The following is a 25,416-nucleotide window of genomic DNA, read 5'->3' as shown; positions in this document are numbered from 1 at the left end:
GGCTTGCCGCCGAAGCGGATACCGGTTCGGCATGAGCGAGCGCGTCACATCAAGAACTTAGAGGCGAGCCCGATTGCAACGCGATCGGGAACGGCTCGCACCTATCGCGCCGCGGCCTTCACGGCGGGGGGCAGTACGATCTGGCCCTGGGCGAGGCCTTTGGGCCAGATCGCCACCTGCTTGCCGTCCTGCCACTGCGCCATCAAGCCGGTGACGAAGCCCGGCCCGTACTTGATCGAGTGGGTGAAGTCGTCGTCCCGGCCGTAGAACTGGGTGCGGCCGACCGTGCCGACCCAGTCGGTCTTCTCCAGGGCGTCGACCAGCTTGTCGGCCTCGGTGGAGCCGGCGCGCTTCACCGCATCGGCGGTGTAGTAGATCTGATCGTAGGCCATATAGCCGGCGTAGGACGGATCGCTGCCGAAGCGCTTCTTGAACGCCTCGCTGAACGCGACCGACTTGTCGGTGATCGCGGCGCCCGGCACGGCGATGCTCTGGAAGATCACGCCCTGCGTGGCGCCGTTGGTGTTGGCCCAGAAGGTCGAGGAGGTCGCCTGCGAGTTCATGCCGGTCATGGCCAGCGGCACCTGCTGATTGCGCCACTGGACGGTCGGCTGGACGCCGACATGGGAAATGCCGGTGACGATCAGATCGGGCTTGGCCGCCTCGATCTTGTTGTAGATCGGGGTGAAGTCCCCCGTATCCGGCGAGAACCGGATGTGGTCGACGACCTTCACGCCGATCTCAGGCAGGCACTTTTCGTAACCGACATCGAGCGGCCGGGTCCAGGCCGCGTCCTCGCTCATGATCGCCGCCGTCTTCACCTTCATCAGGTCGAGCAGCATGTCCTTGGTGGAGTCGCAGATCGACTGCGCCAAAGCCGCGGAGGTGAGGTATCCGTGAAAGGTGTATTTGTTGCGGGCGTAGTCCTTGTGAACGGCGAGGCTGATCTCGTTCGACGCCGCGCCGGGCGTGATCATCGGCGTCTTCAGGCGGGCCGACCACGGCATCAGCGCCAGCACGACCTCCGAGATATAGCTGGCGATCACGAGATGGACTTTGTCCTCGGAGACTGCCCGCTGGAAGGCACGGACCGCGTCGGAGGCCGAACTCTTGTCGTCGTAGGAGACGACTTGGATCTGCCGCCCGTCGATACCGCCCTTGCCGTTGATCTCGTCGGCGGCGAGCTGGACCGCCTGCGGGATCGAGGCGCCGACCACCGACTGCGCTTCGGCGATCACCCCGATCCTGATCGGATCCGCGGCCCGCGCCTCACCTGCGGCCAACAATCCGGCCGCCGCGAGCAGGGCGACGGCCCGGCTCGTCACGCTGCGATCCATCGCCATGCTGCTTCCTCCTCCGGGCCGTGCGGCTTTTGGCGCCGCATCGGGGGTCGGACGATTTTTGTAGCATTCGACGAGGTGAATACAATGTGCATCCGGCTGAAGGAGGATACACCGGCCGGACTTTCGATGGACCTCCGGGTTCGTCCGTGCGGGCTGCAGATTACCGGGTGCCGTACATACGGTCTCCGGCATCGCCGAGCCCCGGCACGATGTAGCCGTGGTCGTTCAGGTGGCTGTCGATGGCCGCCGTCCAGATCGGAACGTCCGGATGCGCGGCCTGGAACTTGGCGAGCCCCTCCGGGGCGGCCAGCAAGCAGACGAAGCGCAGGTCCGACGCGCCCCGGGCCTTCAGCCGGTCCAGGGCCGCGATGGCGGAATTGGCGGTGGCGAGCATCGGGTCGAGCACCAGAACGGTCCGGTCGGCGAGGTCGGATGGAGCCTTGAAGTAATACTCGACCGCCTCCAGCGTCTCGGGATCGCGGTAGAGACCGACATGGGCGACCCGCGCCGAAGGAACCAGCGACAGCATTCCGTCAAGGAAGCCAACGCCCGCCCGCAGGATCGGGGCGAAGACCAGTTTCTTGCCCTGGATCTGCCGCCCCTCCATCGACTGGATCGGCGTCTCGATGGTGACCGGCTCCAGCGGCAGATCCCGCGTCACCTCGTAGGCGAGCAACATGCCGATCTCGTTCAGGATCTGGCGAAACCCCTTGGTCGACCGATTCTTGTCCCGCAGATAGGTGAGCTTGTGCTGCACCAGAGGGTGATCGACCACTGTGACCCGACTCGTCGGCATCGCACATCCCTCCAACCCGGAGGGGTAGGAATGCCGGAGCGGGGGCCGGGGCGCAACGTAACGGGGCGCGAATAGGCCTATTCAAGTCGGTTGATCCCAGGAACAGGCCCGACGCCGTCGGGTGCCCTTGATCGCGCCGGCGCGATCGTGAGAGTTGCATACAGGTGGGCGCATGATCGCGGACCGGTCACTGCCCTGCGACGAATTCAGCTTTGTTGTTTATATTTGATGGCACTCAATTTACGCATTTGCAGAAATACAAATAAATACCCAAACCGCTTGTCACATACCTCTAGCTGTCGTCACTCATGAATTAAGAATGCGAAAGCAATTAAATTGTCGAGATCACACAAAAGTGACTCAAATCAGAAACGGGTTTGAATTTTAAACTGAATCGATAACGACAAATTAACAATATCAAATGCTTTTATTATTGCAGATAAAAGACATTTCCTGGACTGGCTCGCCTCTAAACTTAACACACGCGAGAGTTGCAAATCGAATTGACGCAACTTTGCAATATATCTTGTGGTAGGAAAATTTTTGCCCATCCTTGCAACTGACAACTTGATACTTCCTCGGTGAACTCGAGCAAAGCCATGCGCCTTTCCCTCAGGACTACGCTCGCCGCGATCTTCGGGTTATTCGCCCTGCTTGCCGCAGGACAAGGCATCCTGTCGATCATCGAACTCGCCGACATCCGGAAATCGATGACGGAGATCGCCGGCAATTGGCTGCCTTCGGTGACGCGGATCAACGAGGTCGAGATCGCGGCCTCGGAAGTGCGCATCAAGGAATATCGCCTGATGACGCTCTCCAACGATCCCGCTTCTCTCAAGGGGGGCGAGGCTCAGGTCGCGACGACACTGACTCTTCTGAACGAGCGGCGAAGGGCCTACGAGGCCCTGATCTCGGGCCAAGACGAGCGGCGTCTGTACGACGAGTTCGGCAGCCTGTGGGGCCGATACGAGCGGGTGGACGGTGAGATGCGCCGCCTGATCGCGGCCGGCAAGCAGTCCGACGCGCTCGCGCTGTTGACCGGCGCCGACACGGTCAAGCTCTATGACGATGCGCGCGCGACGCTGGCGCGACTGGTCGCATTGAACGAGCGGAGCGCCACCCGGGAAGTCGAGGTTGCCATGGACAGAGCGAAGACCGCGACCGCGGCCGCCTGGTTCAGCGGCATCTTGTCCCTCATCGCTGCGTTGGCAGCGGCCGCGTTCTGCCAATTCCGCATCTCCCGTCCGATCCAGCGGATGACGCAGGTCATGTCCCGGCTCGCCGGCGGCGACACCGGCGTGACGGTGCCGGCCCGGAACCGGCGCGACGAGATCGGCGCCATGGCGGCGGCCGTCGAAGTGTTCAAGGACAACTTGATCCGTACCCGCGCCCTGGAGGCCGAGACCGCGCAGGCGCGGGCCGCCGCCGAGGAGCAGCGCAAGGCCGGCATGCGCCAGATGGCCGACAGCTTCGAGCAGGCGGTCGGCGGCATCATCGGCATGGTCTCGTCCTCGGCAACGGAGCTGCAGGCCACGGCCGGAGCGATGTCGGCCATGGCCGGAGAGACCTCCGCGCAGTCCGGTGCGGTGGCGGCCGCCGCGGAGGAAGCCGCTAGCAACGTCAACACCGTGGCCGCCGCAGCCGAGGAATTGGGCTCCTCGGTGCAGGAGATCGGCCGGCAGATGGACAGCTCGGCCAAGCTCGCGCAGGGCGCGGTGGACGAGGCCGGGCAGACCAGCACGCTGGTGCATGAGCTGAGCAGCGCCGTCGCCCGGATCGGCGACGTGGTCGGGCTGATCTCTTCGATCGCCGGCCAGACCAACCTCCTGGTGCTGAACGCGACCATCGAAGCCGCGCGGGCCGGCGAAGCCGGGCGGGGCTTCGCGGTGGTCGCTTCCGAGGTGAAGGCATTGGCCGAGCAGACCGCCAAGGCGACGGAAGAGATCGCCGGCCAGATCGCCCGGGTGCAGGCCTCGACCGGCCAGGCGGTGACGGCGATCGGCTCGATCACGGCCCGCATCCAGGAGATCAGCACCGTCGCGACCTCGATCGCGGCTGCCGTCGAGGAGCAGGGCGCGGCGACGCAGGAGATCGTCCGGAACGTCGGTCAGGCGGCGCAGGGCACCGGCGAGGTCACCAGCAACATCTCGGGCGTCGCCGATGCCGCGGAGGAAACCGGAAAGTCGGCATCTCAAGTGCTCGATGCCGCTTCGGAACTGTCGCGCCAGTCCGAGCACCTCACCGCGGAAGTGTCCCGCTTCCTCGACACGGTGCGGGCAGCGTGATGCCTCTCGCAGACGGGGCTCGGCTTGCCGGCCGGGTCCCGTCTGCGGTTCAGGCTCAGGCGGTGTAGGACCCGCCCTCGCCCCGGCGCTTGGCCATGAAAGCGTCGAACTGCTCGCGGTCCTTGGCCCGCCTCAGCTCCTCGACGAAATCGGTGAAGGCACGGCTCTCGTCTTCCAGCGCCTTGCGCTGGGCTTCGAGCCGGTCGAGCTCGGTCCGACGATAGGCATCGAAGGCGGCGTTGCCGGTGCCGCCGTAATTGGCCGCCTCGAAGGCCCGGGCGAAGCGCGAGGCCGAGCGGCCGCCACCTTCGAAGCCGGCCACGCCCCGGCGGGCGGCATCGCGCAATTCCGCGAAGGCCGGGTAGCCGGCGACCTTCCAGGCAACGAGCGCCAGGCCGACAGGCCACCAATAGATGAAGCCGACGACGATCGCGCCGATTTCGAGGGACCGACGGGGGAATGGGCCTGACCGGCAGAGCTTGCCGGTCGCCCAGGGGGAGGAGGATTGCGTGGTCACGGCTTGGCTCCGCTGCTCATGTGAACGGAGTTAACATGCGGGTGCCCGGGCGAGCTTTCAAGACCGGGATCGGTCGCCCGATTGTGCCGCGCCATGGACCAGGGCCAGCACCCCGGCGCGCAGAAGCTCGTACTTGTCCGGAAAGCCCGGTCCCCGCGGCAGGTGCCCGGCGGCCGAGAGGGTCGCAAGGCCGTGGGCGAGCGCCCAGACTTCGAGGGCGATGAACCGGGGTGCGACGCCCCCGAACCCGTCCGCGAAGGTCGCCTGCAGCGCCTCGACCAGCAGGTCGAAGGGGGACGGGCGACCGGGCGACGTCTCGGTCTCAGGGGGGCTGGCGACGGCGCCGCGGGTCTCGAAGATCGCCGCGTAATAGGCTGGCTCCTCTTCGGCGAAAGCCAGATAGGCTTCGCCCATCCGGGTGAAGCGTTCGAGGGGCGTGCCCCGGGAGGTCAGCGCCCGCGCCAGCCGGGCGGCGAGTTCGGCAAAGCCGCGCCCGGCCAGCTCCTCCAGCAGCGCCTCGCGGCCGCGGAAGTGCCGGTACAGAGCCGCCGGCGTCACCCCGACCAGGCGGGCGGCATCGACCAGGGCGAAACCGCCGATGCCGCGCTCGGCAATGAACCGTCGCGCGGCCTCGATCAGGGCCTCCTTGAGGTTCCCGTGGTGATAGCTCCGCCGGTCACCCGGTCCGTCTCGCCAGGGTCGCAAGTTCTCAAGTCCTCTGCGCGCGCGCAGGCATTACGGTCGAGCACGGCGTTTGTTGCGGTCGCGAAGGGGGCCGACCGCTTGACCCGTTTCATAGCCTCTCACAAAACGCCCTCTGCTCCGTGATGTGCAAAGCCAGGCACCCGGTGACCGGGCGATGTGTGAGACGCTTATAAACGGCGCAGCACGATCGGATCGAGATCGGCCGAATCGCATCGCGCCCTTGAGAGACCGGCATATCATCGCGGCCTTCGCCACAGGGAAGACCATTCGGCATGGCGTTCGTTAGTCTGAGAGCGTGGCGCGCCCGCTCGGCGGAGCGTGCCGAGATCGCGGCGCGGCTGAAGCGGGACCTGATCGCCGCCCTCGGCCTGACCGAAGCCGACGCGCTGGCGGTGAACGAGATCGCCTGCGCCGACCCCGGCTGCCCCGACATGGAGACCATCGTGCTGGTGATGCGGGCCGGGACGCCGACGCGGGCGCTGCGGATCCGGCGTCCGATGGATGCGGTCGACGCGCAGGACGTGGCGGACCTGGTCGAGCAGGACCGGTCGGGCGAAACCTCTCGATGATGTGACAGGCCGGATCGGCGTTCCGGCCCGGATTTCCGCAACCGAGGCTCCGTTTCGGGCCGGGTCGTGTAACCACGATGGAAAGGACGCCGAACGACGAGACAGATCGCGGCGCCGGAGGAAACGCTGATGAAGAACCGTCGCGCAACCCTAGCGCTGGCCTGTCTTGCCATGGCCGCCGGCCTGTCGCCGGCCTCGGCCGGCGAGGCGATGCCGTTCTCGGCCGCGGCCTTCGAGGCGGCGCAGAAGAGCGGCAAGCCGATCCTGGTCGAGGTCAGCGCCCCCTGGTGCCCGATCTGCAAGACCCAGAAGCCGATCCTGGCCAAGCTCGCCGCCGAGCCGCGCTTCAAGGAGCTTCAGGTCTTCGACATCGACTTCGACAGCCAGAAGGACCTCCTGCGGCGCCTCAACGTGCGGATGCAAAGCACGCTCATCGCCTACAAGGGCGAGACCGAGACCGGCCGCTCGGTGGGCGAGACCCAGCCGGAATGGATCGAGGGCCTGCTGGAGAAGACGCTGTAGAACCCGGCCGCCGCACCGCCCGGCATCCGCGGGCTCGCGAAACCTTCCGGTTCCGTTCAGGCTGTCTCCGCCATAGCCGGGCCGCCCCGTCCGCGGGGCTCGAGACGGAGATCGTTCCCGGTGACGCGTACCACCCAGCCAGACGCTTCCACACCCCGCGCGATCGTCGCGATCCCGGTGCGCAACGAGATCGAGCGGATCGAGGCCTGCCTCCGGGCCATCGACGCGCAGGTCGGGTTGGCCTCGGGGAGCCTCGGGCTGGTGCTGTTCCTGAACAATTGCACGGACGGGACCGACGCCCTCGTGGCCCGGCTGGTGCCGACCCTGTCGATTCCGGTGCGGGTCGAGAGCGAGGATTTTGCCGGCGCGCATGCCGGCTGGGCGCGGCGCCGAGCCATGGATGCGGCAGCGTCCTGGCTGGGGGATGCAGGGAATGCGGGGATGATCCTGTCCACCGATGCCGACAGCCGCGTGCCGCCGAACTGGGTCGCCCGCAACCGCGCCGCCATCGAGGCCGGCGCCGACGCGGTCGCCGGACGGGTCGAACTCGACGCCGCGGAGGCCGCATTGCTGCCGCCGTCGTTGCCCGCCCGCGGCCGCCTGGAGGATATCTACGACGCCCTGATCACCGAGGCCGAGGCCCGGATCGACCCGGATCCGCACGATCCCTGGCCCTGCCACCGGACCGCGATCGGCGCGACCCTGGCGGTGACCCGCAAGGCCTATCGCGCAGTCGGCGGCATGCCGGAGATCCCGCTCGGCGAGGACGGCGCCTTCATCGCGCGGCTGATCGAGCACGGGTTGCGGGTCCGGCACGCCTCCGATGTCTGCGTGACCATCTCGGCCCGGCTCACCGGCCGCGCCCCCGGCGGCGTCGCCGACACGATCCGGTCCCGCTGCGAGGAGCCGGACGCGCTGTGCGACGCCCGGATGGAAACCTTTCCTCGGGTCGTGCGCCGCTACCTCTGGCGGCGGCGGTTCCGGCGCCTTCACGGCGCGGGCAGCCTGCGTGAGAACCAAGCCTGGGCGCGCGCCATCGGGATCCCGCCCGCGGAGGCCGGCCGGATCGCGGCGCTGCCGCTCGGGCAGGCGATCGCCGAGGCCGAACGGGCCGGCCCGCGCCTCGCCTACCGTCCGATCGGTCCGCGGCAACTGCCTGGCCAGATTCGGATCGCCCGGGTCGGGGTCGCGGCGATCCGGCTCGTCCAGCGCGTCGCCGGCTCGGCGCGGGACGCCGCGGGTGCCGCGACGGAGCCTGGACGGCCGGTCACCGATCCCCGCGGCGGCCGGATCTGATCGGGTCCCCGGGCAAACCCTACGCGCTTGCCGTCGAGAACGAAGACGGCGGTGCGGCTCTCGCGGGTCGCCCGCCGCTACGCGCTCAACGGGAATGACAAGCGCCGGAGATCCTCCGGGCGGTCGGCGCCTGGCGATCCGATGCTCGAGCCCGCCCCCTGGGCGGCGAGGTCGCGCGGGGCGAAGCCGAAGCGTTGGCGGAACGCGCGGCTGAAGGCGGCCGCGTCGGTGAAGCCGCAACTCACCATGATCGACCCGATCCGGGCGCCGGTACTGTGCATCATCACGATCCGGTCGTGGGCGCGGTCGAGGCGAGCGTCGCGGATCGTGGCCGCGATGCCCTGCCCGCCGGCGAAGGCCGCGTAGAGGCGGCTGCGCGAGATCTGCAAGGCGGCGGCCAGGGCATTCGGACCGAATTCGGGATCGTGCAAACGGCGCTGGATATGGGCGCGTGCCAGCGAGCGCAAAGCCTCGGCGGAGAGTTCGCCGTCGTCGGGCCCGGACTGCCCGTGGATGACCCCGTGGAGCAGATGCAGCACGCCCTCGACGGCGATGCCGGTCTCCGCCTCGGACATGTCGGACACCGAGGTCGCCAGCGCGCCGAGATAGGCGTTCAACAGCCCTTTCAGCGGCGTGTCGCCGAGCTTGCGTCCGCTGACGTCCTGCGGGTTGCCGACCTGCTCCAGGAACGCGGCCCGCGGCACCATCAGGCGGATCTCCTCGTAGCCGTCCCGGCTCCCGGCGGCGCCGGGCTGGCCCATCGCGCGGAACGCCAAATCACCGACCTGCAGGAGCGCGCCGTTGTTACCCTGCTCGACATAGCCCCGCCCGGCGCCGATCAGCATGATCGACATCTCGTCGCTACCATCGCGGCGGATGTGGCGTGCGGCGCGCTCGACATCGATCGGGCCGCTGACGGTGCGCATGATCGTGCCGTGGCTCGAGACAGCGATCATGCGGCTGGCCGAAAACGGTACAGCCGATTCATATCGCTTGATATCCCCGGCGGGCATCACCGTATCACACCAGTAATCGAACGCGCTCTTCTGATCGACTACGTCCGTCGATTGAACGAAGACGGGGATGTTATCTTTGACACGCACGGTGCCATGACCTCGAAATGCTCACGCCGCCGGAAATTCGTGTCCGATTACGCTTGAGCAGCGATCGCGTTCCAGATTCGACCGCTTCGCGCAATCGGCCGAACGGCCGACGCACGGGGCATGCCGTCTCTGCACCGGCATGAGCGCCGTTATGGGGCAGCCGTCCGTCCGACGCGGTATCAGGCGCACGCGGATCCGGCTCCGGTCACGCACCCTGGGCGAGGAGGTCGCGGGGCGAGCAGCCGAAGCGCTGGCGGAATGCGCGGCTGAAGGCAGCCGGATCCGTGAAGCCGCAACTCGCCATGATCGACGCGATCCGGGCGCCGGCCTTGCGCATCATCACGATCCGATCATGCGCGCGGTCGAGCCGCGCGTCCCGGATCGTGGCGGCGATCCCCTCCCCGCCGGCAAAGGCGGCGTAGAGTCGGCTACGGGAGATCCGAAGGTCCGCAGCCAGCGCATCTGGACCAAATTCGGGATCGTGCAGACGATGCTCGATCCGCGCCAGCGCCAGGGAGCGGAGTGCGTTGACCGAGAGCTCGCCATCCGCCCGGGCATTCTGGCTGGTCATGACGCCGCGCAGCAGGTGGAGCGCGCCCTCGACGGCGATGCCGGTCTCCGCATCCGACATCTTGGTGACCGAGCCCGCGAAGGCCTTGAGATAGGCGGCGAAGAGTTCGTTCAGCGGTCCGGCGGCAAACTTGCGGGCGGCGAAATCGTCGACGTTGCCGACATGCGCCAGGAAGGTCGCCCGGGGCACGGTGAGCCGGATCTCCTCGAACTCGGTCAGGGCGCCCGCGGAGCCGGGCCGGCCCCAGGTCTGGAAACTGATGTCGCCGGCGCAGAGCAGCGACCCGTTGTTGACCTGCTCGAGATAGCCGTTCCCGCGAACGATCAGCATGATGCCGACCTCGTCGCGCCCATCCTGGCGCATGTGGCTCGGCCTGCGCTCCAGAATGTACGGGCTGCTGTTCGTGTGGAAGATCGCGCCGTGATTGGAGGAGGCGACCAGGCGGGACGCCGCGAACGGCTTGGCCGAATCGGGCTGTACCAGGTCCGTGCCGGTGACGACCGTGCTGCGCCAATAATCGAACGCCTGCTTCGGCTCGACCGATTCTGTCGTTCCGAAAAAGACCGGGACCGTTGTCTTGGCGCTCACGTCAGATTGGCCCTACAACCCTGAATTTGAGCACGCGCCACGGCTGTCTGGAGTGACGACCGACCTAGGGTTTCAGATCCGACATCGAGAAGCAATAGCGATGCACAGCCCCCGCAGAATACCAAGGGCATCATGAACAGCGCTTCCTCAAGCAATCTGCGAGCGCATTAGCTGCCTCTTCAAGGCGAAAGAATGGCAATTTTACTCGAAATTCAGGCTATTAGTGGATAGGTGGTATAGCTCTGAAGCTCTCTTTTATGCCTATAAGCCAATCAGATCGAAAAGTATTATCGAGCGCAACACCGCTGAATATAACTAATAGTCGCCGCGAAAAGACTTATCTTCGTGAGTTTACAAATTACATCCCGCCGCGGGCATAGAATCGGCAGCCTGCAGTGCCGGGTTAACCATGATCCGGCTGGGACCTGGACGGGCGCGGCCAGTCGCGGCTCCGTTCAGTGGCCGCTCGCAACCGGCTGAGGTTCGTCGCGCGACGGCTGGGCGTCGGCGAAGCGCAGCACTACGGCACGGCCGGCGGCCGGCGGGCTCACCAGGCTGCCGCGGAACCGGGCCGTCTCGGCCGTGCCGAGCACCGCCCGCGGCGGGGCGACCGGGAAGGTCCGAAGTGCGCGTCCGGCGGCGTCGCGAATCTCGACGCTCAGCGCCGAGACCGGCACGTCGGTCCGGGCGATCCCGACGAGGTCGCCCTCGATCACCAGTTCCGGCGGGCGGCCGTCCTCCGCAGGGCTGCTGAACGCCACCACGTCGCGAATCTCGATGCCCCGGACATTCACCGGCAGCCCGACCCGGGCGAACAGGGCGGCGGTCTGAGGGACCACCCGGACCACGCTGGTGCGGGCCAGGCAGATGAGCGGCAGTGCCGCCAGCAGCGTCAGCCCGACGGCCAGCGACGGCGAAAGGCCGACGATCCCGCGCCGGCTGTTCCCGCGCGACGGGCGCGCCGGCACCCGACGCCGGGCGGGCGGTGGCTCTGATGTGTCGGTGGCAGCCCGGACGGTCGCGGTCGCCTCCTGCCAGGCTGCATCGGCGACCGGATCGGGCTCCGCTTCGCCCTTCTCCGCCAGTTCGGCCTCATGGCCGGCCAGCACGTCGGCGGGGGTGAGAAACCAGGTCTCGCGGCAGGCCGCACAGCGGACCGAGCGGCCGTCCATGCCGACCTTGCCGGCGTCGATCCGGTACTCGCTGGCGCAGCTCGGGCAGACAATCAGCATACGCGCGCCATTCGTTCCATCAGGGATCGTTCCCGATCGGCCAAGTCGGAGCCGGACGGCAAAATCAGTTGCGAAACCGTGCCCGAACAGGGTTAAGCGTCGGTGAAAGTGTCCTGGCCTTGAAAACGCCCGCCCATCCGGCGATTTCGAACCATGGATCGGCGAAACCCGGCACGGCTTTGAACGTACAGGCGAGCATGAAGAGCCTGCTGCCCGGCGCGGAACGGCCGGTGGTGCAGTTCGAGAATGTCGGCATGCGCTACGGCCTCGGGCCGGAGGTGCTGTCGGACGTGACGTTCCGGATCGCGCCGCGCTCGTTCCAGTTCCTCACGGGCCCGTCCGGCGCCGGAAAGACGACGCTGCTGCGGCTGATCCTGCTGTCGGTGCGGCCGACCCGCGGGCTCGTCTCGATCTTCGGCGAGGAGGTCAGCGGTATCTCGGCCAAAGCGCTCACCGGCCTGCGCCGACGCATGGGCGTGGTGTTCCAGGATTTCCGCCTGCTCGACCATCTCACCACCTACGAGAACGTGGCGCTGCCGCTGCGCGTCCAGGGCCGGTCCGAGGCGAGCTACCGGGCCGAGGTGGTCGAGCTGCTGCGCTGGGTCGGCCTCGGCGAGCGCATGCACGCCCTGCCGCCGCTCCTGTCGGGCGGGGAGAAGCAGCGCGCCGCCATCGCCCGGGCGCTGATCGCCCGGCCGGACCTGCTGCTCGCCGACGAGCCCACCGGCAACGTCGATCCCGGTCTCGGCCGGCGGCTGCTGCGGTTGTTCCTCGAGCTGAACAAGCTCGGGACCTCTGTGATCATCGCGACCCACGATTTCGGCATCATGGACGCTGTCGACGCCCGCCGCATGGTGCTGGGCGACGGCCGGCTGCGGATCGAGGAATGAGCGCGCCGGCAACCACCCGGGCGCAGGCAGACGCCCAGTCCGGCCCCGCGGATCCGAACCTGCCGACGAACCTGCGCCGCAACGCCGCCCTGGTCCCCACCGACACCACGGCCGGGCGGTCGCTCGCTGCCGTCATCGCGATCCTGACCTTCCTGGCGGGCCTGTGCGCGGGCGCGGCCGAGATCGTCGCCACGAATGCCGGGCAATGGCAGGGCGACGTCGCCCAGGAGGTGACGATCCAGGTGCGGCCCGGCCCTGGCCGGGACGTCGATTCCGACGTGGCCCGGGCCGAGGGAATCGCCAAATCCGAGCCCGGAATTTCCGAAGCACGGGTCTTCTCCAAGGCGGAGGCCGAGCGGCTGCTGGAGCCGTGGCTGGGCAGCGGCCTCGATCTCTCGGACCTGCCGGTGCCGCGCCTGATCGCCCTCAAGCTCGCCGACAGCCGAAGCGCGGACCTGAAACGCCTGCGCACGCGCCTGACCGAGGCGCTGCCCGGCGTGGCGAGCCTGGACGACCACGCGCTCTGGCTCCAGCGGCTCTCGACGGCGGCGAACGCCTTCGTGGGCATCGGCATCGGGATGGTGGTTTTGGTGCTGGTGGCCACGGGGCTTGCCGTGACCTTCGCCACGCGGGGCGCCATGGCGGGCAACCGCGAAGTGGTCGATGTGCTCCACTTCGTCGGCGCCGACGACGACTACATCGCCCGGGCGTTCCAGCGCCGGTTCTTCGGGCTCGGCCTGCGCGGCGGCGCGATCGGGGCCGGGCTGGCGATCCTGGCCTTCGCGATTGCCGGGCTGCTCGCCCGGGCGGCCCGCTCCGGACCGGCGGGCCAGGAGGTCGAGGCGCTGTTCGGCGCCGTCCAGGTCGGGCTGCGCGGCTATGCCAGCATCATCCTGATCGGCGTGATCGCATCGCTGGTCACCGGCGTGGTCTCGCGGATCACCGTGCGGCGGTTCCTATCCTGACCCCGTAACGACAGGGGCATTCAGGGGAAACAGGGCGTCCAGGCAAAACGTTAACGATCGGGAAAGGATATCGCGGCGGTGTGGATGGAGCCGATCCGGCCGCCTCTGGGCTGCCGCATTCGGCGCCGATCCTCCGGAGGATGACCACGCGGATGCAACGCGCACCGGCCCCCTACCCGACCGACGCGATCGGCTGGGCCTGGAACGAGCGGGTCCCGCCGCGCCGCCGCGCCGCGCCGGCACATCCGCTTCGCCGGGGCCGGCGCGCTCTGTGGGTCTGCAGCCTCGGCGCCGGCTTCGGCATGCTGGTGCTGTTCGCGGGCTTCCTCGCCTTCGTCAGCGTCCTCGCCCGCCACGAGCGGTATCCGGCCGATCGCGCCGACGGCATCGTGGCGCTCACCGGCGGGGCGCAGCGGATCGGCGACGCGATCGATCTCTTGGCCGGCGGCTACGGACGGCGCCTGCTCATCACGGGGGTCAACGAGCGCACCAGCCGCGACGAGATCGCCCGGCTCAACCCGACCCAGCGCACTCTGATCGCCTGTTGCGTCGATCTCGACTACCGGGCGCGCAACACCATCGGCAACGCGATCGAGACCCGGCGCTGGATGCGGGCGCACCGCTTCAGCACCGTCGCGGTGGTGACCTCGAATTACCACATGCCGCGCACCCTGATCGAGCTGGACCACGCGCTCCAGGACAGCGACCGGGTCCTGCCGCATCCGGTCGTCACCGAGGGATTGGATGCCGACCGCTGGTGGCAGAGCCCGCCCGCGGCCAAGCTCCTGGCCTCGGAATACGTGAAGTTCCTGGTGAGCTGGGTCCGTACCCGCTTCGAGGACGATCCCGAACGCTCCCGGGCGGCGATCCTGATCGGCCGGGGCAAGCCGGTGAAAATGGTCGCCGAGCCGATGATGATGCGCCGGATCGATTGAGGTTTTGACGAGGGGCAGTCCGTCAGCCCGCCTTCAATGCCCGCCGCAGCGCACCTTGATCGTCGCGGAAAACTCCCGGTCGGAGCCCTGCACCTGAGCGAGCCGCTGGGCGCGCTCCGAGCCCGAGAGGCAGCGGCCGTAGACGCTTGCGACCCGGCGCATCGTGTCGACATGGCGGCGCCAGACACGGCAATTCTGGGCGTCGTCGCCGTCCGCCTGTTCCAGCTGTTCCAGGGCTTGGCGCTGCATCGACTGCGCCACCAGGACATCGCGGCCGCAAGTGGCTTCGCCCTGTGCCTCGGCGACGGGGGATAAGCCCGCGAGGATCACCAGGGCCGCAGCGAGACGGGACAGCGGCATCAGGCGGCCTGCGGCGCCGTCGAGCGGGTCAGCAGCGCATAGAGCGCGCTCGAATCCCGGGCGGCCCGGATGTGGTTGAGCATGCCGGGCTCGCGCAGGACCCGGGCGACCTGGGCCAGGGCCTTCAGGTGATCAGCCCCCGCACCCTCAGGGGCGAGCAGCAGGAAGGCGACATCCACCGGCTGCCCATCCAGGGCCTCGAAATCCACCGGCCGGTCGAATCGCGCGAACAAGCCGAACAGCCGGTCGAGACCGGGCAGCTTGCCATGCGGGATCGCGACACCCTCGCCGATCCCGGTCGAGCCGAGGCGCTCGCGCTGGAGCAGGGTGTCGAAGACCGGCCGCTCGTCGAGCGCCGGCAACCGACGCACGGCCTGCGCCGCAAGCTCCTGAAGCACCTGCTTCTTGGCTCGCGCGCGCAGGGACTGCACGACCGATTCGGGGTCGAGGAATTCCAGAATTGGCATCGATCGACCGTTGCCCCGTCACCCGTCCGCGTCGGAGCGGGCCTCGTCGCAGGAGCGTCTCGCACGACACCCCCGACTATCAATGGGCCGGAGAACGAGCCGGTTCCGGCTCCGTTCCTCCCGGTCCACACGCGTCAGTCGACGGCGCCCGGCGGGTCCACCCAGCCGATCGCACCGTCGCTGCGCCGGTATACGACGTTGACGCGCCCGGTGCCAGCGTGGACGAACACAACCACCGGGGATCCTGTCATATCGAGGGCGGTCACCGCCTCGCCGATGGTCCGGCGCTGCAGGGTCTTGGTGCTCTCGGCGACGATCGGCGGGTGGGCGTCGCCGTCCTCCGGCTCGTCCTCGTCCCGCTCCTCCGGTGGGGCGAACACCGCGTAGGCGGCCTCGATCGCCGCGGGATCGCCGGGACCGGTAGCGTGCTGCTTCAACCGATGCTTGTAGCGACGCAGCCGTGTCTCGAGCTTGTCGGCGGTCTGCTCGAAACTCGACCGCGCGTCGTGCGACACGCCGACCGACTCGATGGTCAGCCCGGACACGAGATGCAGGACGCAATCGGTCCGGTACGCGGTCCCGTCACGCCTGAGCGTGACGTGGCCGGTGCAGGAATCGTTCATGTGCGAGTCGAGGTATTTGTCGAGCGTCGCAGACATCCGCTCGTCGATACGGCCGCGCAGACTCTCTCCGAGATCCACGCCGTGGCCCGTGACCCGCAACGATCCCATGCTGCCTCCCCCGTGCGATTCAGTCCCCGGAATTAGAGAGCCGGCTTGCGCTAAGTCAACGGAGGCGTGCCCGTTCCGTCCGAACCGCCGCTTAACCCTGGGTTCAGCCGGCCTCCCGGTATACAGGCACCGTTCCGCCATCTGAGACGCAGGCCCGCATGAAAACCGCCGCCGGATCCGTCGCCGTTCCCAGCCGCCGTGCCGTCCTGGCCGGGGCCGTGGGCAGCGCCGCGGCGTTCCTGCCGGCGATCGCGCGCGCGGCAGAACCGGGGGGCGCCAATCCGGCCACCACCCTGCCGGGTGCCGGCGCGCCGTTCGAGGCCAGCACCCTGCTCGACATCGCCCGCGCCCGGGCCGCCTCCGGCTATGTCGCGCCCAAGACCGACGACGTGCCAGCGGTGTTGAAGGGCCTGTCCCGGGATGCCTACGAGGCGATCCATCCGGTGCCCGGCCGAGCCGTCTGGGCCGGCCGCGATTTCGGCTACGCGATCGAGCCGCTGCTGCGCGGTTCGATCTTCGACACGCCGGTCTCGCTCTTCGTCGTGGAGAACGGGCTGGTCCAGCCGATCGCCTACGACAAGGAAGGCCTGATCGCCGCCAACATCGTCCTGCCGGACCTGACCGCCGACACCGCCTTCTCGGGTTTTCGCCTGCGGGCTCGATTCGGCGACGGGACTGACCTGTCGGACTTCGCGCTGTTCCAGGGGGCCTCGTTCTTCCGGCTGGTGGCGCAGGGCCAGGATTTCGGCATCAACGCCCGGGCGCTGGCCCTGCGGCCGGCCGATTCCCGCGGCGAGGAATTCCCGCTGTTCCGGGCCCTGTTCGTCGAGGCGCCCGCGCCCGGGCAGCCGATCGTCGTCCACGCGCTGGTCGAATCGGAATCGGCGGCCGCCGCGTTCAAGCTCACGTTGACGCCGGGCCGGGAGGCGTCCGTGGCCGGGATCGACGGAACCGTGTTCGCCCGGGCCGAGCTCGACCATATCGGGCTCGGCGGCATGCAGGGCAGCTACCTGTTCGGGCCGCTCGACCGGCAGAAGGTGGACGACCTGCGTGCCGCCGCCTTCTCGGTGGAGGGGCTGGCGATCCGCAACGGCTACGGCGAGCCAATCTGGCGCCCGGTGCACAACCCGGAGGCTTTGCAGGTCTCGGCCTTCCTCGACCGGGGGCCGAAGGGGTTCGGCCTCATGCAGCGCGCCCGCGCCTACGATGATTTCGAGGACGACCGGCGGCACTGGGAGCAGCGCCCGTCCCTGTGGATCGAGCCGCAGGACGATTGGAACGAGGGCGCAGTGACGCTCCTCGAGATCCCGAGCGATTCCGAGCTGAACGAGAACGTGTTCGCCTATTGGCGCCCGAAGGCGACGCTCGCCAAGGGCGGCGAGATGCGCTTCCTCTGCCGCCAGCACTGGTCCAAGGGCTGGCCCGATCCCCTGCCCCCGGACCTCGCCCGGGTGACGGACAGCCGTGCCGGCCGCGGCAGCTCCGGCAATCGCCGCCTGTTCGCGGTCGATTTCGAGGGCGAGGGGCTGACCCGGCGCGACGAGATCGAGATCGCGCTCAGCGCTTCGACCGGGACGATCACCCGGCAGGACCGCTTCTTCTATCCGGAGCGCAAGACCCTGCGCGTGCTGTTCGAGCTCGATCCCGGCAGCGAGCGGGCGAGCGAATTGCGTCTCGGGCTCCGGCGCGGCCAGGACCGCGCCAGCGAGACCTGGCTGTTCCGCTGGACGCCGTAATCTTCTTTCGCCGATCACCCCGAGGATCACACCCCGCCGTGCGCCTGGACGAGACCACTACGTTGCCACCGCCCGCATCCCGCCGGGATGCCGGCCCCGCACGTTCCGAGAACAGTGCCGCGATGCCGCCCGAAGCACCCCTGGCGATGCCGGTGCAGGATCTCTCGACGTGGGATTCCACCGCCGCCCACCGGCCGACGCGCAAGCACGGGTCTCCCTGGATGGCCCGGCTGCTGGTGTTCGGTGGCGCCCTGGCGCTGACCGGCTACGGCGGCTGGCAGATGGTCGAGACCGTGTCGATCTCCGGCAGCCCGACCGCCCTGCAGCTGGTCCTGGTCGTCCTGTTCTGCCTGACCTTCTCGTGGATCGCGCTCGCCTTCACCAGCGGCCTGCTCGGCTTCGCGATGCTGCTGCGCCGGAAGCGGCCGGATCCGGTCCCGACCGCGCTCCACACCCGCACTGCCGTGCTGATGCCGGTCTACAACGAGGCCACCGCCCGGACCTTCGCGGGCGTCGAGGCCATGCGCGAGGCCGTTGAGGCCACCGGTCTCGGCGACCATTTCGACTGGTTCGTGCTCTCGGATTCGACGCAAGCCGATGCGTGGATCGCCGAGGAGCGCGCCTTCCTCGACCTGCGCCGCCGCCTCGGCCCCGGCGCCCGGCTGTATTACCGCCACCGGCCCAAGAACCATCACCGCAAGGCCGGCAATATCGGCGACTTCGTCACCCACTGGGGCGGGCATTACGACCACATGCTGGTGCTCGATGCCGACAGCCTGATGAGCGGCCCGGCGATCGTAGCGCTGGCCGCCGCCATGGAGGCCGACCCGGATTCCGGGATCATCCAGACCCTGCCGCTGATCATCAACCGCAACACCCTGTTCGCCCGGCTCCAGCAATTCGCCGCCCGGATCTACGGGCCGGTGATCGCCGCCGGTCTGTCGGCCTGGTCGGGCCGCGACGGAAATTACTGGGGCCACAACGCCATCATCCGCACCCGCGCCTTCGCACAATCCTGCGGCCTGCCGGACCTGCCCGGAAAGCCGCCGTTCGGCGGCCACATCCTGTCCCACGACTTCGTCGAGGCAGCGCTGATCCGCCGAGCCGGCTGGGCGGTCTACATGCTGCACCGCCTGCCGGGCTCCTACGAGGAGAGCCCACCCTCACTGATCGACGTGGCGGTGCGCGACCGCCGCTGGGCGCAGGGCAACCTCCAGCACGCAAGGGTGATCGGCGCCGCCGGCCTGCACCCGGCGACCCGCCAGCACTTCGCCACCGGCATCGCCGGCTACCTCGCCTCCCCGTTCTGGCTGTGCCAGCTGGTCGTCGGTATCCTGCTGGTCCTCCAGACCGCCACCGAGCGGCCGGACTATTTCGGCGGCGCCGGGTTCTCGCCGGTCTTCCCGCGGTTCGACCCGGTCCGCGCGCTCCAGCTGTTCGGCCTGACCATGGCGGTGCTGCTGGCCCCGAAAATCCTCGGCCTGATCCTGGCCCTCCTCGACGGGCCGGTGCGCCGGGCCTGCGGGGGCGCCGGCCGGCTGATCCTGTCGAGCTTGGTCGAGATCCTGCTCTCGGCCCTGGTCGCCCCGGTGGCGATGGTGATCCAGTCGGGCTCGGTGATGGGCATCCTGCTCGGGCGCGATACAGGCTGGAACCCGCAGCGCCGGGACGACGGCTCGATTCCGATGCGCGACATCGTCGCCCGGCACCGCTGGCACATGGTCCTCGGCCTCGTCGCCGGGATCGCGGCCTTCGCGCTCGCGACCTCGCTGTTCCTGTGGATGAGCCCGACGATCCTGGGTCTCGTGCTGGCGATCCCGATCTCCTGGGCAAGCGGCCAACTCGGGCTGGGCCTAGCCCTCAAGCGGCGCCTTCTGCTGGCCACCCCCGAGGAGGCTTCCCCGCCGGAGATCGCAATCCGGGCCGGCACCCTCGCCTCCCGCAACGCCGCGCAGGCGTTCGACGAGGCCGATGCGCTGACGGCCCTCCACGCCGACCCGGATCTGGCTGAAGCCCATGCCGGCATGCTGCCCACCGGTCGGTCCCGCCCGCGGGGCGCCATCGACCCGGACCAGACGCTGGCCACGGCCAAGATCTGCGAGGCCGAGACCGTGGCCGAAGCTCGGGCCTGGCTGTCGCCCAAGGAGCGTATGGCGCTGCTGCACGACCGGGCTCTACTCGACCGGCTGGTGCGGCTGGATTAAAGCGGCGTGCAGCAGACCCTCCGGTCATCCCGCCGTCGCGGATGGCCAGGAATCGTTGGACGCGCGTTGATCGTGCTGATCCTCTGAGGATCGTCGCAGACGAAACCGACGGAGACGTTCCATGGAGATCAAGCGCAGCGGATCGCAGCCCTCGGGCCCGGGCCCGGCCGACTGGTTCAGCGGCACCGTCCGGATCGACCCGCTCTTCTCCGCGCCGGATCCTGCCCGGGTGGCGGGGGCGCACGTGACCTTCGAGCCGGGCGCGCGCACCAATTGGCACACGCATCCGCTCGGCCAGACGCTGATCGTCACCTTCGGCCGCGGCTCGGTGCAGCGGGAGGGCGGTCCGGTCCAGGAGATCGCGGCCGGCGACGTGGTCTGGTTCGAGCCCGGCGAGAAGCACTGGCACGGCGCCACCGCGACGACGGCGATGAGCCACATCGCGATCCAGGAGCGCCAGGACGGGACGGCGGTGACGTGGCTGGAGGCGGTGAGCGACGACCAGTATCGCGGCGGGTGAGCCGGCGGCTGCCCCTCGTCATCGCGGCGGGACCCGGATGGTGGAGGACGGCGCGGATAAGAGGCCACCGGCCCGCGGCCGACCGGCCGCCGTCGTCAGGAGTGATTAACCAACGGCTCCTAGGGTCGGTCGATCCAAACGGAGCTCTCCATGACCCTGCTGCTCGCGTTCCTGCTGCTGCCCCTCGCCGTCGCCATCGTGCTGGCCCGCGGCGAACCGGTGCGGACCATCAGCTGCCTCGGCGCCATGGGGGTCGGCTGCTTCATCGCCTGCTGGAGCGTGATGGGTTTCCTGCGGCACCGGGCCTGAGCCGGGAGCCTTACAAAAACCCGCCGGCGCGCGGGACGCCCGCGAGATTGCGCCCGGCCCGGGCGACGAGCTGCGCGAAGGCCATCGCGGCCGCCGTCGCCTGCGCCTGGGAGGGGAAGTCCCGCCGGGACTCGACCACCGTCTCCTCGGTCTCGTTCACGAGGACCCAGGACCAGTGCGACCGGTTGCTGGCGCGAATCTCGAAGCGCACGGGCTGCTCGCCGATCCGGAACGTGCCTCGAAAGGCTCAGCACACGCCGGTGACGGGGTGATGACGGCCACCGCTTCCGGCGCGGGATCTGGAGTCCGAGGGGTTCCCGCTACGCGCACGAAAATGTCAGCTGCACGCAGCTGACTGATTGTCTGAATCTGTACGCAGGCATGAATGTCGCGCCGGATCCCTTGACCGGAGTAGCCGGAATGGGTTCGATCCACATGCGATGAACGCGGGCGTCTTGCATCGCTTTGCAGCCTCCGCGCCCCATTATCCGGTCGTCATCCCGATTCCTGCACGCGCAGGTGCTCGATTCGATCGGGTTCCACTCCCGTCACCTGTTGCCCCTGGTCAGCGGATGTCTGTGCGGCATCGCTTGCTGGGGGCGACGAAGCGGATCGAAGCAATGGCGGACGGCAGCGGATCCTCGGTCGACCGGTCGCGCCGAACACTCCAGAACCTCGCCAAAACGCTGGGATGCTCGCCGGAAACATTCTTCGGCGAACCGCCCCCCGACCACCTCGCAGACGCCGAAGAATTGCTTCAGCTCTGGCTGTCGATCACGGATTCTTCGGAGAGACGTCGCGTTCTGGCTTTCGCCCAGACCGTCAAAGCCGCCTCCGATGCGAGGCTTGGCGACGCCTGACCGGCCTCGTTCAGGCGCCTTGCATCCGACGGCGCGGGGGCTATGGCAGGGCCCCGCCCCTCGCCTGCCGGAGCCCGCATGACATCCGTGAACGCGCTGATCGCCGAGGAACTCGGGGTCGGAGAGGCGCAGGTTGCAGCCGCCGTGGCGTTGCTCGACAGCGGCGCCACCGTCCCGTTCGTCGCCCGCTACCGCAAGGAGAATACCGGCGGTCTTGACGATGCGCAGTTGCGCAAGCTCGACGAGCGGCTCGGCTACCTGCGCGACCTCAACGACCGGCGCAACACCATCGTCGCGAGCATCCAGGCGCAGGGGAAGCTGACGCCGGCGCTCGCAACCGCGCTCGCCGCCGCCGACACGAAGGCGCGCCTGGAAGATCTCTATCTACCGTTCCGGCCCAAGCGCCGCTCGAAGGCCCAGACAGCCCGGGAGGCCGGCCTCGAGCCCTTGGCCCAGGCGCTGCTGGCGAAGCCCGAGATCGCGCCCGAGCGCGCCGCGGCGGGGTTCATATCGATAGATAAGGGCGTCGCCGACACCGAGGCCGCCCTGGAGGGCGCCAAGGCGATCCTGATCGAACGCTTCGCCGAGGATGCCGACCTGGTCGGGCGCCTGCGCGCGGATTTCTGGCGGAGCGGCCAGCTCGCGTCGAAAATGCGCAAGGGCAAGGCCACGGAGGGCGCGAAATTCTCGGATTACTCCGCGTGGAGCGAGCGGCTGGAGCGGATGCCGTCGCACCGGATCCTCGCGATTTTTCGCGGCGAACGCGAAGGCGTCCTCGACGTCGATCTCACCGCGGAAGGCGAGGATTCGGAGCCGGGCCGGCCCGGCCCGTTCGAGACCGCGATCTGCCATCGGCACAGCATCGCCGCCCGGGGTCGGCCAGGCGACGCCTGGCTGATGGAGGTCGTGCGCACCGCCTGGCGCACCAAGATCCGGACCGGGATCAAGCAGGATCTGCGCACCCGCCTGTTCGAGCGCGCCGAGGACGAGGCCGTGAAGGTCTTCGCCGGCAACCTGAAGGACCTGCTGCTCGCCGCCCCAGCGGGCGGGCGGGCGACGCTGGGGCTCGATCCCGGCTACCGGAACGGCGTGAAGGTCGCGGTGGCCGACCAGACCGGCCGGATCGTGGCGGTCGAGACAACCTACCCGCACGAGCCGCAGCGGCGCTGGAAGGAGGCGGTGGCGAGCCTCGGGCGCCTCTGCCGCCAGCATCAGGTCGAGCTGATCGCCATCGGCAACGGCACCGCCTCCCGGGAGACCGAGCGGCTGGCCGCCGAGATCGTGGCAGCCAATCCCGACCTGACGCTCGCCAAGGTCACGGTGTCAGAGGCCGGCGCCTCGGTCTACTCGGCCTCGGAGATCGCCTCGCGGGAATTGCCCGATCTCGATGTGTCCCATCGCGGCGCCGCCTCGATCGCCCGCCGGCTTCAGGACCCGCTCGCCGAACTCGTGAAGATCGACCCGAAATCGATCGGCGTCGGGCAGTACCAGCACGATGTCAGCGAGACCAAGCTGTCGCGCCAGCTCTCGGCGGTGGTCGAGGACGCGGTGAACGCGGTGGGCGTCGATGTGAACACCGCCTCCCCGGCCCTGCTGGCCCAGGTCTCGGGTCTCGGTGCGTCGATGGCCGACCGCATCGTCGCGCACCGGGATGCGAACGGTCCGTTCCGCACGCGGACGGCCCTCAAGAAGGTTCAGGGCCTCGGCCCGAAGACCTTCGAGCTGGCCGCCGGCTTCCTGCGCATCCAGGGCGGCGACGATCCGCTCGACGCCTCCGGCGTCCATCCGGAATCCTACCCGGTGGTCCGCCGGATCCTGCAGGCGACCAAGAGCGACATCCGCGTGCTGCTGGGCAATGCCGCGACCCTGAGCCAGCTCGCCCCCGAGTCATTCGCGGATGCGCGCTTCGGCCTGCCAACGGTGCGCGACATCATCGCCGAGCTGGAAAAACCCGGCCGGGATCCGCGCCCGGCCTTCCAGACGGCGAGCTTCCAGGAGGGTGTCGAGACGATCGGCGATCTCCGCCCCGGCATGCAGCTCGAAGGCGTGGTCACCAACGTCGCGGCGTTCGGCGCCTTCGTGGATATCGGCGTCCACCAGGACGGGCTCGTGCACATCTCGGCGATGGCACGCCGGCGCATCGCCTCGCCCGCCGAAGTGGTCCGGACCGGCGAGGTCATCCGGGTCCTGGTGCTGAGCGTCGATGTCCCGCGCAAGCGCATCGCCCTGTCGATGCGGCTCGACGATCCGATCGAGCCGGGAGCCCAGGCGCGGCGCACCAGCGACCAGGCGCCCGACCCGCGCCGGATGCAATCCAGACCGACGCCGGCAACCGGCGGCGGGGCCCTGGCCGACACGCTCCGGCGGGCGGGGGCCTCCCCCTCCAAAAGAAGCTGAACCGGACGCACAAACGAAAACGGCCGGGGCGATGCCCCGGCCGTTCCGACTTTGATGCGGCTGAGGCTTAGCGCAGCAGCTGCAGGATGCCCTGCTGGGCGGTGTTGGCCAGCGACAGGGCCGAGATGCCCAGCGACTGACGGGTCGACAGGGCCTGCGAGTTCGCAGCCTCCTGGTTCAGATCGGCCGCCGTCAGGTTCGACGAGCCGGTATCGAGCACGTTGATCAGGTTCTTGCTGAAGTCCTGACGGTTCTGCACCACCGACAGGTTCGAACCGAAGGTCGAAGCGTCCGTGCGCAGCTGGCTGGAGGCGGTCGTCAACTTGCCCAGGGTCGTGTTGATGTCGCCGTTGAGCAGGAAGTTGCCCTGCCCGACCGTCGACGTCTTCGCCGATGTGCTGGTGATCGAAGTCAGGCCGAGACCGCTCGAAGTCTCGTCAGTCGCCGTGACCGTGAGGTTCGAGTTGCCCTTCGGGTTGAAGTTGATCGTCAGGTTGTTGTTGTCGCCCTTGCCATTGATGAGGTTCGTGCCGTTGTAGCTCGAATCACCCGCCAGCTGGTCGATCTGGGTCAGCAGGCTGTTGTACTGCGAGGACAGCGTCGCCCGGGCCGAGACGCCGGACACGCTCAGGTCCGTACTCTGGCCGACCGCCGTGGTCGTGCCGTAGGTCGGGCCGGACGAGGCCGTGCCGCCGGCGAAGCCGAGCGCGGTCTGATCGGCCGCGGTCTTGAATTCCACGTCCGAGGACGCGTTCATCACGATCTTGGTGCCGTCGGTGCTCTTCGAGAAGCTGCCGGCGCCCACCGCAGTGTTGAGCTTGGTCAGCGCCTGGTCGAGCGTATCGCCCGAAGCCAGCGTCACGGAGGTCGAGGCGCCGTTCACGTACATGTTCACGGTGCTGCCGCCGCTGGTCGGGACGGTGTAGGCGCTGGAGGCGGTGCCAGTGGTGGTGATCTGGGTGGACAGCGCCTGGTTGGCGACCGACTTGGCCTGATCGACCAGCTTCTGGATCGAGGTGATGCCCTGGTTGGCGGCCTGGATCGACTGGATGCCGTTGGAGATCCCGTCGAGCAGGTTGCCGAGGTCGCCCGAACGCTGGCTGAGCGACTGGGAGGTGAAGAAGCTCACCGGGTTGTCGAGGGCCGAGGAGACCTTCAGGCCGGTGGAGAGCCGGTTCTGGGTGGTCGCGGTCAGCGAAGCCGTATCCTGCAGGGAGAGCAGGTTCTGGCGGGTGGCGGCGGTGAGGGTGACGTTGGAAGACATTGGGACGATCCTTTTGATCGAAAAGCCGTCTTATTGGCGGCTCCAGCGGTGTATCGCCTGACGGCTTGCTGAGACCTTAATTCGATAGCCGAAAAAATGTATCCGGCGGATATCGTTAACGAGCGTTTTCGGACATCGAACACCAATCGCAAGATCGAATATCTTTCGCATACATGACGATTTCAGAAGATCTTTCTCACGACTGCCCGAAACAACGAAATCTCGAATAGAATCCGAAACCCCGACAACGA

The 25,416-nt window shown here is 68.4% G+C and carries 25 protein-coding genes; 13 read left to right on the top strand and 12 right to left on the bottom strand.

The genetic code is table 11. From position 1 onward, the window contains the following. Positions 1 to 101: 101 nt before the first annotated feature. Both MKL09_RS14275 and upp read right to left on the bottom strand, forming a co-directional pair. Complete coding sequence (locus MKL09_RS14275; protein WP_244021022.1) at positions 102 to 1,343, bottom strand: ABC transporter substrate-binding protein; 1,242 nt, start codon at positions 1,341 to 1,343, stop codon at positions 102 to 104. A 160-nt stretch (positions 1,344 to 1,503) separates the two neighbouring features. After that, positions 1,504 to 2,139 carry a uracil phosphoribosyltransferase gene (upp, locus tag MKL09_RS14270; RefSeq protein WP_244021021.1) on the bottom strand — a complete coding sequence of 212 codons (636 nt, stop codon included), beginning with the start codon at positions 2,137 to 2,139 and terminating at the stop codon, positions 1,504 to 1,506. Between the two features lie 599 nt (positions 2,140 to 2,738). Here upp and MKL09_RS14265 point away from each other — a divergent pair. Next, positions 2,739 to 4,424: a methyl-accepting chemotaxis protein gene (locus tag MKL09_RS14265; RefSeq protein WP_244021019.1), complete on the top strand. Its 1,686-nt coding sequence runs from the start codon at positions 2,739 to 2,741 to the stop codon at positions 4,422 to 4,424. Positions 4,425 to 4,479: 55 nt separating this feature from the next. On the opposite strand, the gene MKL09_RS14260 is transcribed toward MKL09_RS14265, so the two are convergent. Together MKL09_RS14260 and MKL09_RS14255 are read right to left on the bottom strand one after the other, a co-directional pair. After that, entirely contained in the window at positions 4,480 to 4,941 is a 462-nt protein-coding gene (locus MKL09_RS14260) for a DUF2852 domain-containing protein (RefSeq protein WP_244021016.1), read from the bottom strand. A 57-nt stretch (positions 4,942 to 4,998) separates the two neighbouring features. After that, positions 4,999 to 5,646, bottom strand: coding sequence for a TetR/AcrR family transcriptional regulator (locus MKL09_RS14255; protein ID WP_244021015.1), 648 nt, complete (start codon positions 5,644 to 5,646; stop codon positions 4,999 to 5,001). Positions 5,647 to 5,918: 272 nt separating this feature from the next. Between MKL09_RS14255 and MKL09_RS14250 the strand changes: the two genes are divergently transcribed. From MKL09_RS14250 to MKL09_RS14240, 3 genes are all read left to right on the top strand, one after another. Beyond that, positions 5,919 to 6,215 (top strand): hypothetical protein, encoded by a 297-nt coding sequence (locus tag MKL09_RS14250; RefSeq protein ID WP_244021013.1) that lies wholly within the window; start codon positions 5,919 to 5,921, stop codon positions 6,213 to 6,215. 129 nt (positions 6,216 to 6,344) lie between these two features. Continuing rightward, positions 6,345 to 6,737: a thioredoxin family protein gene (locus MKL09_RS14245; protein ID WP_244021011.1), complete on the top strand. Its 393-nt coding sequence runs from the start codon at positions 6,345 to 6,347 to the stop codon at positions 6,735 to 6,737. 120 nt (positions 6,738 to 6,857) lie between these two features. Further along, a complete protein-coding gene (locus MKL09_RS14240; protein WP_244021009.1) occupies positions 6,858 to 8,033 on the top strand; it encodes a glycosyltransferase in 1,176 nt (391 codons plus the stop codon). A gap of 77 nt (positions 8,034 to 8,110) precedes the next feature. On the opposite strand, the gene MKL09_RS14235 is transcribed toward MKL09_RS14240, so the two are convergent. The 3 genes from MKL09_RS14235 to MKL09_RS14225 form a co-directional block, all read right to left on the bottom strand. Then, positions 8,111 to 8,989, bottom strand: coding sequence for a helix-turn-helix domain-containing protein (locus MKL09_RS14235; RefSeq protein WP_244021007.1), 879 nt, complete (start codon positions 8,987 to 8,989; stop codon positions 8,111 to 8,113). 352 nt (positions 8,990 to 9,341) lie between these two features. Next, a complete protein-coding gene (locus MKL09_RS32205; RefSeq protein ID WP_244021005.1) occupies positions 9,342 to 10,295 on the bottom strand; it encodes a helix-turn-helix domain-containing protein in 954 nt (317 codons plus the stop codon). A gap of 455 nt (positions 10,296 to 10,750) precedes the next feature. Further along, entirely contained in the window at positions 10,751 to 11,527 is a 777-nt protein-coding gene (locus tag MKL09_RS14225) for a zinc-ribbon domain-containing protein (RefSeq protein WP_244021003.1), read from the bottom strand. 197 nt (positions 11,528 to 11,724) lie between these two features. Between MKL09_RS14225 and ftsE the strand changes: the two genes are divergently transcribed. The 3 genes from ftsE to MKL09_RS14210 all read left to right on the top strand — a co-directional run bounded on the left by ftsE (position 11,725) and on the right by MKL09_RS14210 (position 14,317). Next, positions 11,725 to 12,417, top strand: coding sequence for a cell division ATP-binding protein FtsE (gene ftsE / locus MKL09_RS14220; RefSeq protein ID WP_244021001.1), 693 nt, complete (start codon positions 11,725 to 11,727; stop codon positions 12,415 to 12,417). Then, a complete protein-coding gene (locus MKL09_RS14215; RefSeq protein ID WP_244020995.1) occupies positions 12,414 to 13,382 on the top strand; it encodes a cell division protein FtsX in 969 nt (322 codons plus the stop codon). Before ftsE ends, MKL09_RS14215 begins: the two co-directional genes overlap by 4 nt. A 152-nt stretch (positions 13,383 to 13,534) precedes the next feature. Further along, positions 13,535 to 14,317: a YdcF family protein gene (locus MKL09_RS14210; RefSeq protein ID WP_244020993.1), complete on the top strand. Its 783-nt coding sequence runs from the start codon at positions 13,535 to 13,537 to the stop codon at positions 14,315 to 14,317. 33 nt (positions 14,318 to 14,350) lie between these two features. Here the strand turns inward: MKL09_RS14210 and MKL09_RS14205 are convergent, their stop codons facing one another. The 3 genes from MKL09_RS14205 to MKL09_RS14195 form a co-directional block, all read right to left on the bottom strand. Next, entirely contained in the window at positions 14,351 to 14,677 is a 327-nt protein-coding gene (locus MKL09_RS14205) for a hypothetical protein (RefSeq protein ID WP_244020992.1), read from the bottom strand. Beyond that, positions 14,677 to 15,144 (bottom strand): PTS IIA-like nitrogen regulatory protein PtsN, encoded by a 468-nt coding sequence (gene ptsN / locus MKL09_RS14200; RefSeq protein WP_058193339.1) that lies wholly within the window; start codon positions 15,142 to 15,144, stop codon positions 14,677 to 14,679. The genes MKL09_RS14205 and ptsN overlap by 1 nt, the downstream gene beginning before the upstream one ends. 134 nt (positions 15,145 to 15,278) lie before the next feature. Continuing rightward, complete coding sequence (locus tag MKL09_RS14195) at positions 15,279 to 15,875, bottom strand: HPF/RaiA family ribosome-associated protein (protein WP_244020990.1); 597 nt, start codon at positions 15,873 to 15,875, stop codon at positions 15,279 to 15,281. A 158-nt stretch (positions 15,876 to 16,033) separates the two neighbouring features. Here MKL09_RS14195 and MKL09_RS14190 point away from each other — a divergent pair, with 158 nt between their 5' ends. From MKL09_RS14190 to MKL09_RS14175, 4 genes are all read left to right on the top strand, one after another. Beyond that, positions 16,034 to 17,611, top strand: a complete 1,578-nt coding sequence (locus tag MKL09_RS14190) for a glucan biosynthesis protein D (protein WP_244020988.1) — start codon at positions 16,034 to 16,036, stop codon at positions 17,609 to 17,611. 38 nt (positions 17,612 to 17,649) lie between these two features. Continuing rightward, entirely contained in the window at positions 17,650 to 19,815 is a 2,166-nt protein-coding gene (gene mdoH / locus MKL09_RS14185) for a glucans biosynthesis glucosyltransferase MdoH (RefSeq protein ID WP_409566930.1), read from the top strand. A gap of 121 nt (positions 19,816 to 19,936) precedes the next feature. Continuing rightward, complete coding sequence (locus MKL09_RS14180; protein WP_244020984.1) at positions 19,937 to 20,335, top strand: cupin domain-containing protein; 399 nt, start codon at positions 19,937 to 19,939, stop codon at positions 20,333 to 20,335. A gap of 150 nt (positions 20,336 to 20,485) precedes the next feature. Further along, complete coding sequence (locus tag MKL09_RS14175) at positions 20,486 to 20,644, top strand: hypothetical protein (RefSeq protein ID WP_244020982.1); 159 nt, start codon at positions 20,486 to 20,488, stop codon at positions 20,642 to 20,644. A 10-nt stretch (positions 20,645 to 20,654) separates the two neighbouring features. On the opposite strand, the gene MKL09_RS14170 is transcribed toward MKL09_RS14175, so the two are convergent. Then, positions 20,655 to 20,855: a hypothetical protein gene (locus MKL09_RS14170; protein ID WP_244020980.1), complete on the bottom strand. Its 201-nt coding sequence runs from the start codon at positions 20,853 to 20,855 to the stop codon at positions 20,655 to 20,657. 229 nt (positions 20,856 to 21,084) lie between these two features. Here MKL09_RS14170 and MKL09_RS14165 point away from each other — a divergent pair, with 229 nt between their 5' ends. Together MKL09_RS14165 and MKL09_RS14160 are read left to right on the top strand one after the other, a co-directional pair. Then, complete coding sequence (locus MKL09_RS14165; protein WP_244020979.1) at positions 21,085 to 21,504, top strand: hypothetical protein; 420 nt, start codon at positions 21,085 to 21,087, stop codon at positions 21,502 to 21,504. A 78-nt stretch (positions 21,505 to 21,582) separates the two neighbouring features. Further along, on the top strand, positions 21,583 to 23,901 hold the full coding sequence (locus MKL09_RS14160) for a Tex family protein (protein WP_244020978.1): 2,319 nt from the start codon (positions 21,583 to 21,585) through the stop codon (positions 23,899 to 23,901). Positions 23,902 to 23,968: 67 nt separating this feature from the next. Here the strand turns inward: MKL09_RS14160 and MKL09_RS14155 are convergent, their stop codons facing one another. Then, positions 23,969 to 25,165, bottom strand: coding sequence for a flagellin (locus MKL09_RS14155; RefSeq protein WP_244020977.1), 1,197 nt, complete (start codon positions 25,163 to 25,165; stop codon positions 23,969 to 23,971). Positions 25,166 to 25,416 lie beyond the last annotated feature (251 nt).

It is taken from the genome of Methylobacterium sp. J-048 (assembly GCF_022829515.1).
Lineage (GTDB): Bacteria > Pseudomonadota > Alphaproteobacteria > Rhizobiales > Beijerinckiaceae > Methylobacterium.
Note: the sequence above shows the minus strand (reverse complement) of the source record. Positions and strands in the feature narration are given on the sequence as shown.

Coding starts and splice junctions, on each gene's coding strand:
- MKL09_RS14275 (WP_244021022.1), bottom strand. CDS start 1,343: ATGGCGATGGATCGCAGCGTGACGAGCCGGGCCGTCGCCCTGCTCGCG.
- upp (WP_244021021.1), bottom strand. CDS start 2,139: ATGCCGACGAGTCGGGTCACAGTGGTCGATCACCCTCTGGTGCAGCAC.
- MKL09_RS14265 (WP_244021019.1), top strand. CDS start 2,739: ATGCGCCTTTCCCTCAGGACTACGCTCGCCGCGATCTTCGGGTTATTC.
- MKL09_RS14250 (WP_244021013.1), top strand. CDS start 5,919: ATGGCGTTCGTTAGTCTGAGAGCGTGGCGCGCCCGCTCGGCGGAGCGT.
- MKL09_RS14245 (WP_244021011.1), top strand. CDS start 6,345: ATGAAGAACCGTCGCGCAACCCTAGCGCTGGCCTGTCTTGCCATGGCC.
- MKL09_RS14235 (WP_244021007.1), bottom strand. CDS start 8,989: ATGATCGCTGTCTCGAGCCACGGCACGATCATGCGCACCGTCAGCGGC.
- MKL09_RS14225 (WP_244021003.1), bottom strand. CDS start 11,527: ATGCTGATTGTCTGCCCGAGCTGCGCCAGCGAGTACCGGATCGACGCC.
- ftsE (WP_244021001.1), top strand. CDS start 11,725: ATGAAGAGCCTGCTGCCCGGCGCGGAACGGCCGGTGGTGCAGTTCGAG.
- MKL09_RS14215 (WP_244020995.1), top strand. CDS start 12,414: ATGAGCGCGCCGGCAACCACCCGGGCGCAGGCAGACGCCCAGTCCGGC.
- MKL09_RS14210 (WP_244020993.1), top strand. CDS start 13,535: ATGCAACGCGCACCGGCCCCCTACCCGACCGACGCGATCGGCTGGGCC.
- MKL09_RS14205 (WP_244020992.1), bottom strand. CDS start 14,677: ATGCCGCTGTCCCGTCTCGCTGCGGCCCTGGTGATCCTCGCGGGCTTA.
- ptsN (WP_058193339.1), bottom strand. CDS start 15,144: ATGCCAATTCTGGAATTCCTCGACCCCGAATCGGTCGTGCAGTCCCTG.
- MKL09_RS14195 (WP_244020990.1), bottom strand. CDS start 15,875: ATGGGATCGTTGCGGGTCACGGGCCACGGCGTGGATCTCGGAGAGAGT.
- MKL09_RS14190 (WP_244020988.1), top strand. CDS start 16,034: ATGAAAACCGCCGCCGGATCCGTCGCCGTTCCCAGCCGCCGTGCCGTC.
- MKL09_RS14180 (WP_244020984.1), top strand. CDS start 19,937: ATGGAGATCAAGCGCAGCGGATCGCAGCCCTCGGGCCCGGGCCCGGCC.
- MKL09_RS14175 (WP_244020982.1), top strand. CDS start 20,486: ATGACCCTGCTGCTCGCGTTCCTGCTGCTGCCCCTCGCCGTCGCCATC.
- MKL09_RS14165 (WP_244020979.1), top strand. CDS start 21,085: ATGAACGCGGGCGTCTTGCATCGCTTTGCAGCCTCCGCGCCCCATTAT.
- MKL09_RS14160 (WP_244020978.1), top strand. CDS start 21,583: ATGACATCCGTGAACGCGCTGATCGCCGAGGAACTCGGGGTCGGAGAG.
- MKL09_RS14155 (WP_244020977.1), bottom strand. CDS start 25,165: ATGTCTTCCAACGTCACCCTCACCGCCGCCACCCGCCAGAACCTGCTC.